The organism is Streptomyces sp. 891-h, from assembly GCF_022760275.1.
Classification (GTDB): Bacteria; Actinomycetota; Actinomycetes; order Streptomycetales; family Streptomycetaceae; genus Streptomyces; species Streptomyces spirodelae.
On sequence record NZ_CP050693.1, the window covers coordinates 5,070,132 to 5,084,136 of the forward strand.

General features: G+C 70.5%; 11 protein-coding genes and 2 tRNA genes. 8 read left to right on the forward strand and 5 right to left on the reverse strand.

Translation table 11 applies throughout. The features are described 5' to 3' along the window. Window position 1 precedes the first annotated feature (1 nt). Window positions 2-1,369, forward strand: coding sequence for an LCP family protein (locus HC362_RS22175; protein ID WP_243085750.1), 1,368 nt, complete (start codon window positions 2-4; stop codon window positions 1,367-1,369). 109 nt (window positions 1,370-1,478) lie between these two features. On the opposite strand, the gene HC362_RS22180 is transcribed toward HC362_RS22175, so the two are convergent. Further along, window positions 1,479-2,930 (reverse strand): amino acid permease, encoded by a 1,452-nt coding sequence (locus HC362_RS22180; protein WP_243085751.1) that lies wholly within the window; start codon window positions 2,928-2,930, stop codon window positions 1,479-1,481. Between the two features lie 373 nt (window positions 2,931-3,303). Between HC362_RS22180 and HC362_RS22185 the strand changes: the two genes are divergently transcribed. Continuing rightward, window positions 3,304-3,909 carry a biotin transporter BioY gene (locus HC362_RS22185; protein ID WP_243085752.1) on the forward strand — a complete coding sequence of 202 codons (606 nt, stop codon included), beginning with the start codon at window positions 3,304-3,306 and terminating at the stop codon, window positions 3,907-3,909. A gap of 92 nt (window positions 3,910-4,001) precedes the next feature. Here HC362_RS22185 and HC362_RS22190 read toward each other — a convergent pair whose 3' ends face one another. Further along, window positions 4,002-5,549, reverse strand: coding sequence for an amino acid permease (locus HC362_RS22190; protein ID WP_243085753.1), 1,548 nt, complete (start codon window positions 5,547-5,549; stop codon window positions 4,002-4,004). 205 nt (window positions 5,550-5,754) lie between these two features. Between HC362_RS22190 and HC362_RS22195 the strand changes: the two genes are divergently transcribed. Both HC362_RS22195 and HC362_RS22200 read left to right on the forward strand, forming a co-directional pair. Continuing rightward, window positions 5,755-6,240, forward strand: a complete 486-nt coding sequence (locus HC362_RS22195; RefSeq protein WP_243085754.1) for a ribose-5-phosphate isomerase — start codon at window positions 5,755-5,757, stop codon at window positions 6,238-6,240. A gap of 3 nt (window positions 6,241-6,243) precedes the next feature. Next, window positions 6,244-7,095 (forward strand): DNA-formamidopyrimidine glycosylase family protein, encoded by an 852-nt coding sequence (locus HC362_RS22200; protein WP_243085755.1) that lies wholly within the window; start codon window positions 6,244-6,246, stop codon window positions 7,093-7,095. Between the two features lie 44 nt (window positions 7,096-7,139). Here the strand turns inward: HC362_RS22200 and HC362_RS22205 are convergent, their stop codons facing one another. Continuing rightward, complete coding sequence (locus tag HC362_RS22205) at window positions 7,140-8,393, reverse strand: GNAT family N-acetyltransferase (RefSeq protein ID WP_243085756.1); 1,254 nt, start codon at window positions 8,391-8,393, stop codon at window positions 7,140-7,142. Between the two features lie 147 nt (window positions 8,394-8,540). On the opposite strand from HC362_RS22205, the gene HC362_RS22210 reads away from it, so the two are divergent. Further along, complete coding sequence (locus HC362_RS22210) at window positions 8,541-9,704, forward strand: PP2C family protein-serine/threonine phosphatase (protein WP_243085757.1); 1,164 nt, start codon at window positions 8,541-8,543, stop codon at window positions 9,702-9,704. A gap of 172 nt (window positions 9,705-9,876) precedes the next feature. On the opposite strand, the gene HC362_RS22215 is transcribed toward HC362_RS22210, so the two are convergent. Further along, window positions 9,877-11,073, reverse strand: coding sequence for an acyltransferase family protein (locus HC362_RS22215; protein WP_243085758.1), 1,197 nt, complete (start codon window positions 11,071-11,073; stop codon window positions 9,877-9,879). Window positions 11,074-11,638: 565 nt separating this feature from the next. On the opposite strand from HC362_RS22215, the gene HC362_RS22220 reads away from it, so the two are divergent. Continuing rightward, window positions 11,639-11,833 carry a hypothetical protein gene (locus HC362_RS22220; RefSeq protein WP_243085759.1) on the forward strand — a complete coding sequence of 65 codons (195 nt, stop codon included), beginning with the start codon at window positions 11,639-11,641 and terminating at the stop codon, window positions 11,831-11,833. A 269-nt stretch (window positions 11,834-12,102) separates the two neighbouring features. Here HC362_RS22220 and HC362_RS22225 read toward each other — a convergent pair. Beyond that, a tRNA-Gly gene (locus HC362_RS22225) sits at window positions 12,103-12,173 on the reverse strand. A 69-nt stretch (window positions 12,174-12,242) separates the two neighbouring features. Between HC362_RS22225 and HC362_RS22230 the strand changes: the two genes are divergently transcribed. Continuing rightward, window positions 12,243-12,319 (forward strand) — tRNA-Pro (locus tag HC362_RS22230). A 101-nt stretch (window positions 12,320-12,420) separates the two neighbouring features. After that, the gene (gene tig, locus HC362_RS22235) at window positions 12,421-13,851 is read left to right on the forward strand and encodes a trigger factor (RefSeq protein ID WP_243085760.1); all 1,431 of its coding nucleotides are present in this window, start codon (window positions 12,421-12,423) and stop codon (window positions 13,849-13,851) included. Window positions 13,852-14,005 lie beyond the last annotated feature (154 nt).

The window sequence follows — 14,005 nt, forward strand, 5'->3', positions numbered from 1 at the left end:
CATGAGTGAACCGCTGGGTGGGTGGCCCGAGGACCACCACTACGACGGGGAAGCGGGTGCGCCGCGCATCATTCCGGCGGAGGCATGGCCGAGCCATGCCGCGCACATGCGGGATGCGCATCCGGAGCAGCCCTCGGGCGCGCTACCCTACGGCCCGGGTGACGCGGAACGCCCGCTGATCCCGCGGCAGCGAAGCGGCTACCAGCAGCACGGCGCCGGGGTCCCCGCGAACGGCACCCCGGGCGCCGGGGCCCGCCCGCTGGGAGCCGGAGCCCGCTTCCCGGGAGGCGGAGCCCGCTCCCCGGGAGCCGGAGCCCCCGGAGCGGGCGCCCCTGGAAACCTGTCCAGGAACAGATCCCCGCGCGCTGCCAGAGCCCGCCGTCGTCGGCCTCGCCGGATCACGCGGCTGCTCCTGCTGACGGTCTGCGTGCTGCTGGTCGCGTCGGGCGGCACCTATGTGTGGGCCGACTCCGGGCTCAACCGCAAGGTCGACCTGGACAAGGTGGCGGACCGGCCCCCGAGGGGCAAGGGCACCAACTACTTGATCGTGGGCTCCGACAGCCGCGAGGGCCTCTCCGAGGACGACAAGAAGAACCTGCACACCGGCGCGGCCGTCGGCGGCCGTACCGACTCGATGATCCTGCTGCACACCGGCGCGCACGGCACCACGATGATGAGCCTGCCGCGCGACTCGTGGGTGACGATCCCGTCCTTCGTCCGCCCCGAGACGGGCAGGCGCTACCGCGCGGCGGGCAACAAGCTGAACGCGGCCTACTCGCTGGGCGGCCCGGACCTGCTGGTGCGGACCGTCGAGCACAACACCGGTCTGCACATCGACCATTACGCGGAGATCGGCTTCGCCGGTTTCGTGGGGGTGGTGGACGCGGTCGGCGGCGTCAAGATGTGTGTGGACCGGCACATCAAGGACGAGAAGTCGGGCCTGGACCTGGCCAAGGGCTGCCACATCCTCGACGGTTCCCAGGCGCTCGCGTTCGTCCGCCAGCGCCACCAGGAGGCGGACGGCGACCTGGGCCGCAACAGGAACCAGCAGAAGTTCCTGGCCGCGCTCGCCCACAAGGCCGCCGAACCGGGCGTCGCGCTCAACCCGTTCACGGCGTACCCGGCGATGAGCGCCGGACTGGAGACGCTCGTCGTGGACAAGAACACCGGCCTGCGGGACCTCACCTCGCTGTTCGAGGCGATGAGAGGCGTCTCAGCGGGCCGGGGCAAGCAGGTCAGGATTCCGGTGGCGAGCCTCGGTTTCAAAACGGCCAAGGGCAGTGCGGTGAAGTGGAACAGGCCCCGGGCGAAGAAGCTCTTCACCGAGCTGCGGTACGACCGGCCGGTGAGCTTCAAGGGGGAGAAATGAGCGGCCGCCCCGAAGTCGCCTGAACCCTCAGGCGACTTCGGGGCGGCGCGTCATGCAGCCCGGCAGCCCAGCACCCGGCAGCCCGGGGCACCCCAGCACCCGGCAGCCGTCAGTCCTGAGGCAGCGGTGTACGCGGCTTCCGGCGCTGCCGCAGGTAACCGGCGGCAGCCAGTACCACCGTCAGGCCCGCGGTGAAGGCCAGCTGGGTGCGGGTGTCGCCCTCGCGCAGCATCAGCAGCAGCACGGCCGCGATACCCGCCAGCGCGACGATGGTCAGCCCGGGGAAGAGCCACATGCGCACCACCAGCTTCTCCGGAGCCTCGCGCTCCAGCCGGTGCCGGGTGATCAGCTGCGAGACGGCGATGAAGCCCCACACCACCAGCGTGGCGGCGCCGACCATGTTCAGCAGCCACTGGAAGACCGTCTTCTCCCACAGGAGGTTCAGCAGCACCGCGACGAAGCCGAAGAGGGACGAGGCGATCACCGCGTAGCGCGGCACGCCCTGCGCGCTCACCCGGTTGAGGAAGGCCGGGCCCTCGCCGCGCTCCACCAGCGAGTAGGACATCCGCGAGGCGCCGTAGATGTTGGCGTTCATGGCGGACAGCAGCGCGATCAGCACAACCACGTTCATGATCTGCGCGGCGGCCGGGATGCCGATGTAGTCCAGTACGGCGGCGTAGGGGCCGGAGAGCACGGACTTGTCGTGCCACGGGATCAGGGTGACGATCACCAGCATCGAGCCGACGTAGAAGATCGCGATCCGCCACACCGCGGTGCGTACCGCCTTGGCCACGCCGGAGACCGGCTTCTCCGACTCGGCCGCCGCGATCGTCACCGTCTCCAGGCCGCCGAAGGCGAAGACCGAGGCGAGCAGGCCCACGATGAGTCCGTCGGTGCCGGTGGGGAAGAAGCCGCCGTCACCCGTCAGATTGCTGCTGCCCGGCGAGTCGGTGCCCGGCAGCAGCCCGGCTATCGCGAGCACGCCCAGTACCAGGAACGCGGTGATGGCCAGCACCTTGATCGCGGCGAACCAGAACTCGTACTCGCCGAAGTTGCGGACCTGCGCCAGGTTGGTGGCGCAGAAGGCGAGCATGAACAGCGCGACCCACATCCACTGGTCGGTCGCGGGCAGCCAGTCGGTCATGATCTTGGCTGCCGCCGTCGCCTCGGTGGCGATGGCCACGCACAGCAGCGTCCAGTAGATCCAGCCGGCGGTGAAGCCCGCCCAGGGGCCCAGGGCACGCTCGGCGTGGACGGAGAAGGAGCCGGAGGCCGGGCGCGCTGCCGACATCTCGCCCAGCATCCGCATCACCAGCATCACCAGTGCGCCGGAGGCGGCGTACGCGAGGACGATCGAGGGGCCCGCCGCCGCGATGCCGGCGCCAGAGCCGACGAAGAGCCCGGCGCCGATGACGCCGCCGAGCGCGATCATGGAGAGGTGGCGCTGCTTGAGGCCGTGCGCGAGGGAGCGACGGGAGGGGTCGGTGCCGTCCGGCGGTGCGTCGGGCCGGGCCGGCCCGTCGGGGGAGTGTGGCGCGTCGGAGGTCTCGGTGCGCGTCATCAGTGGCCGTTCCTGGTGTGTTCGAAGTGGTGAGCGGGAACAGAGCGGTTTCGTGTGCCCCACAGCATCCGGGGAGACTGCTGGGGTACCGCCGGGGGCCCAGTCTTGGGGAGGCGCCCCCGAGCAGCAATAATCGTGCAGCGGTTTCCGCATTGCGGACAGCCCTTTTTCGCCGGCGGACCGCGGCCGGACGGGATGTGCCGAGGTGAACGGGGGGTGAGCAGGCCCCGCGCGCGCCCGTACTGTCGCCAACCTCACGCCCCGCTCACGCTTGGCGCACGAGTCGATTCGGCTAGCGTCGTCGGGCACGAGGCCGTCGTCCTGCGCGCCCGTGCCTGCTCCTACCAGCTCGCACACTTCAGGGAGATGCCAGATGAGTGCCCTCACCTCCGCAGCCACGCCGCGTCCGGGAGCCGTGCTCGCGGATCTGCTGCCCGCCTCCAGCGCCGCTCGCGCTCGCGTCCGGGATGTCGCACTTGTCGTCGGCGGTGCCGCGCTGACCGGTACAGCAGCCCAGCTCTCGGTGCCGATCCCGGGCTCCCCGGTGCCGGTCACCGGCCAGACCTTCGCCGCGCTGCTGGTCGGCGCGGGCCTGGGCGCCGCACGGGGCTTCCTGGCGCTGGCGCTGTACGCGGTGGCCGGTATGGCCGGGGTGCCGTGGTTCGCGGACGCCTCGGCCGGGGCCGGGATGCCCTCGCTCGGCTATGTGTTCGGCATGATGCTGGCCGCCGCCGCCGTGGGTGCGCTGGCCCGCCGCGGCGGCGACCGCGGCGCGCTGCGTACGGCGGGGACGATGGCGGTCGGCATGGCGGTGACCTACGCGATCGGCGTCCCCTACCTGGCGCTCGCCACCGGGATGTCGGCCGGTGAGGCGGTCGCAGCCGGACTGGTGCCGTTCCTGGTCGGCGACGCCGTCAAGGCGGCGCTGGCGATGGGCGCGCTGCCCGCCGCCTGGAAGCTCGCGGGCCGCAAGAGCTGACACCTGGCCGCCCGTGAGGGCTCGGCCCCGCTCCTGGTGAGGGCCCGGCGTGCACTGCGCCGGGCCCTCACCCGTGTGCGGAGGTCGCGGGGTCAGCGGCGCGAGGACTCCGGCTCGCCCGCGGCGTCCACCGGATCCGCCTCGGCTGCGGGCTCCGGCACGGACGCCCCGGCGGCCTGCGGCCCCTTGCCCTCCGGCTGGGCACCCTTCGGTGCGACGGCCGCCGCCCCCGCGCCCCGCCGGCCCCGGTGCGTGATCAGCGCCGCCACCAGCACCACGGCCGCGACGGCCAGCGAGAGGATCATCTGGGTGCGCCCGTCGTCGTCGGTGAACATGTAGCCGATCACAAAGACGATCAGGCCGATGGTCGCCCACGTCAGATACGGGTACAGCCACATCCGCACCGTCAGCCGCTCCGGAGTCTCCCGTTCGATCCGGCGCCGCATCTTCAGCTGTGAGGCGCAGATGACCAGCCAGACGAAGAGCGCGACGGCGCCGGAGGAGTTCAGCAGGAACTCGAAGACGGTGTCCTTGGCGATGTAGTTGAAGAAGACCGCGACGAACCCGAAGGCCACCGAAGCCAGGATCGCGACGGTGGGCACGCCCCTGCTGTTGGCACGGCCGAAGGCGGCCGGGGCGTCCTTGCGCTCACCCAGCGAGAAGGCCATCCGCGAGGCGGTGTACAGGCCCGAGTTCAGGCAGGAGAGCACGGCGGTCAGTACGACGATGTCCATGACCGTGCCCGCGTACGGAATGTCCAACATGTCCAGGACAGCCACATACGGGCCGTCCGTGGCGATCGCCTTGGCGTCCCAGGGCAGCAGCGAGACGATCACGAAGATCGAGCCGATGTAGAACAGCCCGATCCGCCAGATCACGCTGTTGACGGCCTTGCGGACGGCGGTGACCGGGTTCGGCGACTCGGCGGCGGCCAGGGTGACGATCTCGCTGCCCATGAAGGAGAAGACCACCAGCAGCATGCCGGAGAGGATCGCTCCCGGCCCGTTGGGCAGGAATCCGCCGTGCCCGGTCAGGTTCTCGGCGCCGGCGAAGTGGTCGGCGGGCGGCAGTCCGGTGAACGCGATCAGACCGACGGCGATGAACGCGATGATCGCGACGACCTTGATCCCCGCGAACCAGAACTCGAACTCGCCGTACGAACCGACGGAGATCAGGTTGGTGCCGGTCAGCACCAGCATCACCAGCAGGGCCCAGCCCCACTGCGGCACCGAGGGCACCCAGCCCTCCAGGATCTCCGCGGCCGCCGTCGCCTCCACGGCCAGTACCACCGACCAGAAGAACCAGTACAGCCAGCCGATGGTGAACCCGGCCCAGCGGCCCAGCGCGTGATCGGCGTAGGTGGAGAACGAACCCGAGGTCGGGTGTGCGGCGGCCATCTCGCCGAGCATCCGCATCACCAGGACGACGAGCAGTCCGGCCAGTGCGTAGGACAGCAGAATGCCGGGGCCCGCGTCCGCGATGCCCGCCTTGGACCCGACGAAGAGCCCGGCGCCGATGACACCGCCGATGGCGATCATGGACAGGTGGCGGTTCTTGAGGCCCGCCTGGAGGCCGTCACCGCCGTTCCGGGGTGATTGCGGCGGCTCCCCCGACGTGTGCGGGGTGTGCTGAGAACTCATGGGGCAGCCGGCTCCTATGCGTCGTTCTTGAATCGAGCGATCACATGTAACGGCCCTTACCGCCCCCTATGGAAGAGGTGAATCCCGATTGTTGCCTACGGAACATCGGGAAAACAGTGCCGTTTGGCTGAGAAGCAGCTTCTGCTGCCCTCCTGGCCGCGCCCTGCGCGGCCGGGCGCCGGGCGAGGATGGCACACTCTCCCCCATGCGCGTGTACCTCGGCTCCGATCATGCCGGTTTCGAACTGAAGAACCACCTCGTCGAGTGGCTCGAGGCCGCGGGCCATGAGCCCGTCGACTGCGGCCCCCACATCCACGACGCCGAGGACGACTACCCGCCCTTCTGCCTCCGCGCCGCCGAGCGCACCGTCGCCGACAGCGGCTCCCTCGGGATCGTCATCGGCGGCTCGGGCAACGGCGAGCAGATGGCCGCCAACAAGGTCCCCGGCGCCCGCTGCGCCCTGGCGTGGAGCACCGAGACGGCCGCGCTGGCCCGTGAGCACAACGACGCCAACCTGGTCAGTGTGGGCGCCCGGATGCACACCGCCGAGGAGGCCGTCTCCTTCGTGGAGACCTTCCTGAACACGCCCTTCTCCGAGGGCGAGCGCCACAAGCGCCGTATCGGGATGCTCGCCGACTACGAGCGCACCGGACAGCTGCCGCCCGTGCCGGCGCACCACCCCCAGCCCTGAGCCGTGCCCGAGGGCCACACCATCCACCGGCTCGCGCGCGATGTCACGGACCGGTTCGCCGGACACCCGCTGGACGCCTCCAGCCCGCAGGGCAAGTTCGCCGACGGCGCCGCGCTGCTCGACGGCGCGGCACTGACCGCGACCGAGGCGCACGGCAAGCACCTGTTCCTGGGCTTCGGACCGCTGGGCTGGGTACACATACACCTCGGCCTGTACGGCACCTTCCGCTTCGGCGAGGGGCCGCCGCCCGCGCCCGTGGGACAGATCCGGCTGCGCCTGGCCACCCGCGCCGGCGAGCACCCCGCGGGCCCGCTGCCGCACGCGGGCCCGCTGCACTACGCCGACCTGCGCGGACCCACCCGCTGCGAGCTGCTGACCGAGCCGGAGAAGCAGGCGGTCAGCGACCGGCTCGGGCCCGACCCGCTGCGCCCCGCCTCGGACCCCGAGGCCGCCTGGGCACGGATCTCCCGGAGCCGCACCAGCGTGGCGGCGCTGCTGATGGACCAGAAGATCGTCGCCGGAGTGGGCAACGTCTACCGCGCCGAGGTGCTCTTCCGGCACGGGATCGACCCGTACCGGGCCGGACGTGATCTCACCCGTGCCGAATGGGAAGCCATCTGGTCGGATCTGGTCGCGCTGATGACCGATGGGGTGCGCAAGAACCGCATCGACACCGTGCGGGACGAGCACACCCCCGAGGCCATGGGGCGCCCGCCGCGCGTGGACGACCACGGCGGCGAGGTCTACGTCTACCGGCGGGCGGCACAGCCCTGCCTGGTGTGCGGCACGCCTGTGGCCACCGCCGAACTGGTGGCCCGCAATCTCTTCTGGTGCCCCACCTGCCAGCGGCGCTGAGGGGCCGCCCCTCTCCGCCGTTCACGGTCCGCGGGGAACCGCTCTCAGAACCCGTGCGGCAGCCACGGCTCCGTCTCGCTCGCGAAGGCCGCGGCCGCCGTCCGCAGCGCCCCCGAGCCGGGGCGCTTCTCGTCCACCAGGCCGGCGCCCGCCAGCGCCGTCAGCGACGTACCGCCCAGGTAGGCGCGGCCCAGCTCCCGTACGGACAAGGACAGGTCGGCGGCGTCCCGGGTCGGCTCGCACACCGCCCCCTTCTCGTCGCCCGACAGCCGCCAGCGCCCGGTGTTCCACGGGCAGAACGCGTCCTCGACCTCCAGCACCACGTCCACCGGCGCCGCATAGCAGCGCGCTGCCAGTGCGGCACCGACGTCCACCGGGCGCAGATACAGCGAGTCCCCCACCGTCGTTCCGCACCGGCGCGGGTCGTCCACCAGGTGCAGCCATGGATCGTCCAGCGGCCGGTTCTCGGCAACGATCCATGTCGTCAGGTCGATACCCCACAAAAACCGCCAGAGGGCGGCATATCCGGCCGGATCGAGGGCCTCCAGCTCCCGTAGCTGCACCTCGCCGTCCGCGGCGTCCGTCTCCGTCCAGCGCAGCTTCACCGCGTAGCGCGCGTACCCCACCGGCTCGCCGTCGCGCAGCACCACCACACAGCGCAGCGGGGAGGCGCCCGCACGGCTGCGCTCGGGGTCGAGCAGCGGCGTCCGCTCCCAGCCGGGGCGCCGCTGCAGCATCCCAGGACGCCGGGGCACCGTCCGCGCGTAGACGGCCTCGCACTCGGCGAGCAGCGAAGCGGCCTCGTCGGACTGGCGCAGACACAGCGCTTCGGCCTCGGCCGCCGTCCGCTCGGGCAGCTCCAGCGCGACCCTGCTGGTGTCGATACGGGCGGAGAGGAAGCGGGCGGCCAGCCCGTACCCGAAACGGCCGTAGATCGCCGCCTCGGAGGCGGTCAGCACCGCGAACGGCTCCTGGCCCGCCGTACGCACATCGTCCAGCTGCCGCCGCATCATCGCCCGCAGCAGACCGCGCCTGCGGTGGGTGGGCGCCACGCTGACCATCGTCACCCCGGCGGTGGGGACGACCGCGCCGCCGGGGACCGTCATCCGGAAGGACAGCAGTCCCGCCGTCGCCACCGGACGGTCCTCGTCCCAGACTCCGATCGACCTCTCGACCTCGGTCAGCGACCGGTACAGCTCATGTTCCTCGGACGTGGGCTGGGAGGCGAACGCGCTCAGCAGCGCGCCGTACCAGGTGTCCCACTCCGACGGTTGGAGAACCCGGGGCTCACTTGTCATACCGCCATCACTAGCAGGCAGTTCGAACGCGGGCGAACGTTTTTACCCGCGGGCGCGCCGCCCCCTGTGCGCGCCCACCGTCCGTACGCCCCCCGACCAGTGCCGGGAATCGACGGGTTGCCGAGGGGGTGGCTAGGCTCCGTGAGCATGGCGGAACGCCGCGCGGGAATCTCAGCAGCGACGGCCCGGTCGCACCAGGCGTACAAGGCATGGCACCGGGTCCGTACAAACCTGCGCAGGTCCGCCGTCGACTACTTCAGAGGCGGTGCCTCCGACTGGGTGGCGCTGGCCGGCCTCCTGCTCACCGTCCCGGCGCTGGCGTGCGCCACCGTCCTCGATCCGCTGTGGTTCGCGCCCGAGGCACTGGTGCTGCCGCTGATCGCGGGCGGCCTGCTGCTGCGGCCCGCCAGCCTGCTGGCGCTGTACGCCGCCGCCGCGATCGGCCTCATGGTGGAGTCGCTGCTGCTCAGGCCCTGGGACCCGGCAAGCGGCGCGGGAAGCGTCACACCGGGCACCATCCTGGTGGTGGCGGCGGCCGGGCTCTCCGGGCTGCTCGTCGCCCAGTTCCGCAGCCGCGTCGGCGTGCCCTGGCGGCGCGGCGGCACCATGCTCTTCGACCTGCGCGAACGCATCCGGGTGCAGAGCAAGTTGCCCAAACTGCCCGCCGGATGGCACCACGAGATGGCCCTGCGCCCCGCCGGTGGCCAGTCCTTCTCCGGGGACTTCGTCGTCGCGGCGCGTACCGGACCGCAGCGCCGCACCCTGGAGCTCGTCCTCACCGACGTCTCCGGCAAGGGCATGGACGCCGCCTCCCGGGCGCTGCTGCTCTCCGGGGCCTTCGGCGGCCTGCTGGGCTCCCTGCCGCCGCACGCCTTCCTGCCGGCCGCCAACGGCTATCTGCTGCGCCAGTCCTGGGAGGAGGGCTTCGCCACCTCCGTACACCTCGTCCTCGACCTGGACAGCGGCGACTACGAGCTGCTGTCCGCGGGGCACGTGCCCGCGATGCAGCTCAACGCCGGCTCCGGCAAATGGGAGGAGAAGGCCGCCGAGGGCCCGCTGCTGGGCGTGTACGACGGTGCCGAGTTCGACCCGGTCAAGGGGACGCTGCGGCGCGGGGACGTGCTGATGCTCTTCACCGACGGGCTGGTCGAGACCGCCGACCGCGATCTGACCGAGGGCATGGACCGCCTCACGGGCGAGGCCGACCGCTATGTCGCCTCCAGCTTCCACGGCGCCGCCTGGCACCTGATCGAGTCGGTGGCACGGGACGTCAACGACGACCGGGCGCTGCTGCTGATCTGCCGCGACTGACGAGCGCGGCAAACCGGGTGGCCGCGGATCACCCCCTGTCCGGATGTGCGAAACGCGGCCGAACGGGGGTGAGAGCGGCCGAACGGGGGCGAGAAGGAACCGACGAGGAGGGACCAACAAAGCGGCCCCCTCACGCGTTTGCGGGAGAGGGCCGGAGACGTGCCGTGGGGGGCTACTTCTTGCGGTGGGAGGCGGGCTTGCCGGACTCCCTGCGGCGGGCCATGGCACCCGGGTCCCGCTTGAAGAACCAGTCCATCTTGGGCTCGATCATGAACCGGAACAGCCGGGTCACCCACGGAGTGCACAGCACCGTCATCATCACGGCTGCCAGCAGCGTGATGGCCACCCGGCTGAGCGGGTGGTCCACCCAGTCCATCTCGTACCAGTCGAACTGCCGCGAGCTCTGGATGAAGAAGATGTGCAGCAGATACGCGTACAGCGTGCCGGCGCCCAGCACCGTGAACCACATGTGGCGACGCGGCACCCAGGACAGGAAGCAGGCTGTCATCACCAGGCCGCAGCCGAACAGCGCGAGATACATCACGGCGCCCGCCCAGGACGGGACGCCCATGTCGGCGGCCGCCTTGTCGTGCAGGAACCAGGCCTTGGACATCCGGGGCACGGCCCAGTAGGCGAAGACCATCGTGCACAGGGTCACCGGAACCGCGAGATACCGCGTCTGCTTGCGCTTGACCAGCTGGAAGTGGTGGGGGCGCAGCTGGAGGCCGAGGACGAAGAAGGGCAGGAACTGAGCGACCCGCATCAGGTTCAGATCGCCGCTGATGCTCGGCGTCACACTCGCCGCGGCTCCGATCACCAGAGCGACCGGCATCGGCCAGCGCAGGCTCTTCCACAGCGGGGTGGTCAGCCGCCAGATGAACAGCGCGCACAGGAACCACAGCGCGAACCCGGGCTCCTGGAAGTGGAACTCACGGTCGGGGTCGTCGTTGGCCCACCGCATGAAGTACGTGTAGAGGAACTGGATCGCGAGGTAGGGGACGACGACCCCGGTGACCAGCCGCTGGACCTGCTTCGGCTTGCCCTCGAAGCTCCTGGACAGATAGCCGGAGATGATGATGAACGCCGGCATGTGGAACGTGTAGAGGACGAAGTAGAGCGCCTCGGCCGTACGGCTGTCGTGGCGCAGCGGGTCCCACGCGTGGCCGATCCCGACGAGGACGATCGTCAGGTACTTGGCGTTGTCGAAGAACGGGTCCCGCTGCTTGGCTGCTGGCTTCTTCTGCGCCTTGGCAGGCTGCGTCTTCGCAGGCTGCTCCGCGGACGCCGGTGGCGTCTGGGAGGGGGACTCCTGGCGGACGGGGGGGAGCGGCGCCCGCTCATAACCAGCGTGCAACATCTGCCGCACCATAGCGGTTGAACATGTGAACCGTAAATTTCTCGTCCCGTTGCTCCTTCCCGCCTCTGCGGGCGCTATTCCTCCCCGCTTGCCAAGCGGAGCTGACGGGGTGTGACACGGGGCCGTTGAGGCGGCTGTGGCGGGGCTCCGGTCGCCGACGGGCACCCCCTGTGAGGGAGGACACAATTCGCAGGCCCTCTCCAGGAATTCACGGGACCGGGGCCGGTTGGCACCAGGTGCCGGACTTTATGCACCAGGTGCACATCTTGTTCACACGGCGCTGGCGCATTCGCCGCATTCGTCAAGCCGCTGTGCATTGATCAAGCCGAATTGATGGCTGAAATTCCGAGCGCACCCCGGCTCGCCGACGGTGCCCCGTACGTCCGGACTGTCCCGTACTGTCCCCGGTTAAGAGATCAGTATTTACCCGATGATGAGACCGGCGGGCCCTCAGCCGGGTCCTCCCGTACGGGAGTTGGTGGCACGATGGGTGCGCGCTGTGCGCGCGGGGGTGCGGCCACGGTGGCAGGCCCCCAAGGCCGGGTGAGGCGTTCCGACCATGAGGGTGTGAGCAGTTGTGGCCATCTCGCTGTCCGTAGTCGTGCTGTTGGCGGTCATCCTGGTCGTGATGATCCGGAGCAAGTCCATCAAGCCCGGCCCCGCCATCGTCGCCATACTCTTCGGCTTCTTCCTCGCCTCCACCGGCATGGCCCCGTCCATCAACCGGTTCCTGAACTCGGTCGCCGACACCATCAACCAGATCAGCCTCTAGGGCACCGCCCGGATCAGCCCCCAGGCGCCCCGGCAAAGGGGCGCGGGGAACTGCGCGACAAGCCACAGAGCACCCGCGGTCCGCACGCCTGACAGGGGCAGGGCGCTCCCCGGCACCCGCACCCGGTGTGACCGTCTACTCGCACAACGCAGCGCACCGAGTGCGGCGCCCCGGCATCGCGCACCGAGTGCCGCGCCCCGACAACGCAGCGAACCCACCCACGACGAAGGCCCGGCCCCCGCAACGGGGGCCGGGCCTTCGTGCTGGCGAGCGGGCGACGGGAATCGAACCCGCGTAGCTGGTTTGGAAGACCAGGGCTCTACCATTGAGCTACGCCCGCGTGAACCGGCTCGGCGGCCGGATCGGCACGAACCGCATCCTACGACATGTACTCTACGTGTCGCACCGACGGGGTGTGGCGCAGCTTGGTAGCGCGTCCGCTTTGGGAGCGGAAGGTCGTCGGTTCGAATCCGGCCACCCCGACCACGTACTATGAAAGACGCGCGTGCCTGTGTCGTGTCTGCATGCATACGGGGCGCAGCCAAGAATCAGCAAGACCCCCAATGCCAGCCCCAAGGAGACCGACCGTGAAGAGCGCCGTGGAGACTCTGAACCCCACCCGGGTTCGGCTCACTGTCGAGGTGCCCTTCGAGGAGCTCAAGGACAGCCTCGACGCGGCGTACAAGAAGATCAACCAGCAGGTCACCGTGCCCGGGTTCCGCAAGGGAAAGATCCCTGCGCGCCTGATCGACCAGCGTTTCGGTCGCGGTGCCGTCCTGGAGGAGGCCGTCAACGACGCGCTTCCGAAGCTCTACCAGTCCGCCGTCGAGGAGGGTGAGCTCAATGTGCTCGGCCAGCCCGAGGTGGACATCACCGAGCTGAAGGACAACGAGCTGCTGGCCTTCACCGCCGAGGTGGACGTCCGCCCCGAGATCCAGATCCCGGACTACTCCGGCATCGAGGTCGAGGTCGACGCCGCCGAGGTCTCCGACGAGGACGTCGACGCGGCCGTCGAGCAGCTGCGCGAGCGCTTCGCCTCGACCTCGGTCGTGGAGCGCGCCGCCGCCGAGGGTGACGTCGTCAAGGTCGACCTCGAGGCGCGGATCGACGGCGAGGTGCTGGAGGACGGCGTCGCCAAGGGCGTCGACTACACCATCGGCTCCGGCGAACTGCTCGACGGGATCGACGAGGCCGTCACGGGCCTGGAGGCCGGTGGCTCCGCCACCTTCACCTCCGAGCTCAAGGGCGGCTCAGGCGCCGGCCGCGAGGCCGAGGTCAACGTCACCGTCGAGTCCGTCTCCTCCCGCGAACTGCCCGAGCTCGACGATGAGTTCGCCCAGCTCGCCAGCGAGTTCGACACCCTGGAGGAGCTGCGCGAGGACAGCCGCAGGCGGCTGACCGACCAGAAGAAGCAGGAGCAGGCGACCCAGGCCCAGGAGAAGGTGCTCGACGCCCTCCTGGAGCTCACCGAGGTCCCCGTGCCCGAGAAGCTGCTCGCGGACGAGATCGAGAGCCGCAAGCACAACCTGGTCAACCACCAGCTCGCCCAGCTCGGCCTGGACCTCGGCTCGTACCTGAAGATGCAGGACAAGAGCGAGGAAGAGTTCGACGCCGAGCTCAAGGAGCAGGCCGAGAAGGGCATCAAGACGCAGTTCGTCCTCGACGAGCTGGTCAGCAAGGAGAAGCTCAACGTCAGCCAGGAAGAGCTGACCGAGCACCTGATGCGCCGTGCGCAGTCCTCCGGTATGAGCCCCGACCAGTTCGCGCAGGCCGTCGTCGAGGGCGGCCAGGTGCCGGTCCTCGTCGGTGAGGTGGCCCGCGGCAAGGCCCTGGCCACCGTGGTCGAGGCCGTCACCGTCAAGGACACCAACGGCGAGGTCGTCGACCTGAGCGACGAGGACGAGGACGAGGCCGCCGAGTCCGCCGAAGGCGCCGAGACCGCCGAGGAAGCCGCGGCGGAGGCCGAGGCTCCCGCCGGTGCCGACAAGGCTGCCGAGGCCGACAAGGCCGAGGGCTGATCCGGCCCGCCTGACCCACGAACGGGGGGCGCCGGGGCGCGCGAGTGCACGCCCGGGCGCCCCCCGTTCGGCTTCGGCCGCAGCCCGCGGCGGCCTGCCCCACCCGGGTGCTCCTCCAGGGACCCACCGGGCGCACGGCCCGGCCGAGGCAGGG

Excerpts from the sequence above, each read along its gene's own strand:
- HC362_RS22190 (WP_243085753.1), bottom strand. The coding sequence starts at position 5,549 with ATGAGTTCTCAGCACACCCCGCACACGTCGGGGGAGCCGCCGCAATCA.
- HC362_RS22215 (WP_243085758.1), bottom strand. The coding sequence starts at position 11,073 with ATGGTGCGGCAGATGTTGCACGCTGGTTATGAGCGGGCGCCGCTCCCC.
- HC362_RS22185 (WP_243085752.1), top strand. The coding sequence starts at position 3,304 with ATGAGTGCCCTCACCTCCGCAGCCACGCCGCGTCCGGGAGCCGTGCTC.
- HC362_RS22175 (WP_243085750.1), top strand. The coding sequence starts at position 2 with ATGAGTGAACCGCTGGGTGGGTGGCCCGAGGACCACCACTACGACGGG.
- HC362_RS22195 (WP_243085754.1), top strand. The coding sequence starts at position 5,755 with ATGCGCGTGTACCTCGGCTCCGATCATGCCGGTTTCGAACTGAAGAAC.
- HC362_RS22210 (WP_243085757.1), top strand. The coding sequence starts at position 8,541 with ATGGCGGAACGCCGCGCGGGAATCTCAGCAGCGACGGCCCGGTCGCAC.
- HC362_RS22180 (WP_243085751.1), bottom strand. The coding sequence starts at position 2,930 with ATGACGCGCACCGAGACCTCCGACGCGCCACACTCCCCCGACGGGCCG.
- HC362_RS22205 (WP_243085756.1), bottom strand. The coding sequence starts at position 8,393 with ATGACAAGTGAGCCCCGGGTTCTCCAACCGTCGGAGTGGGACACCTGG.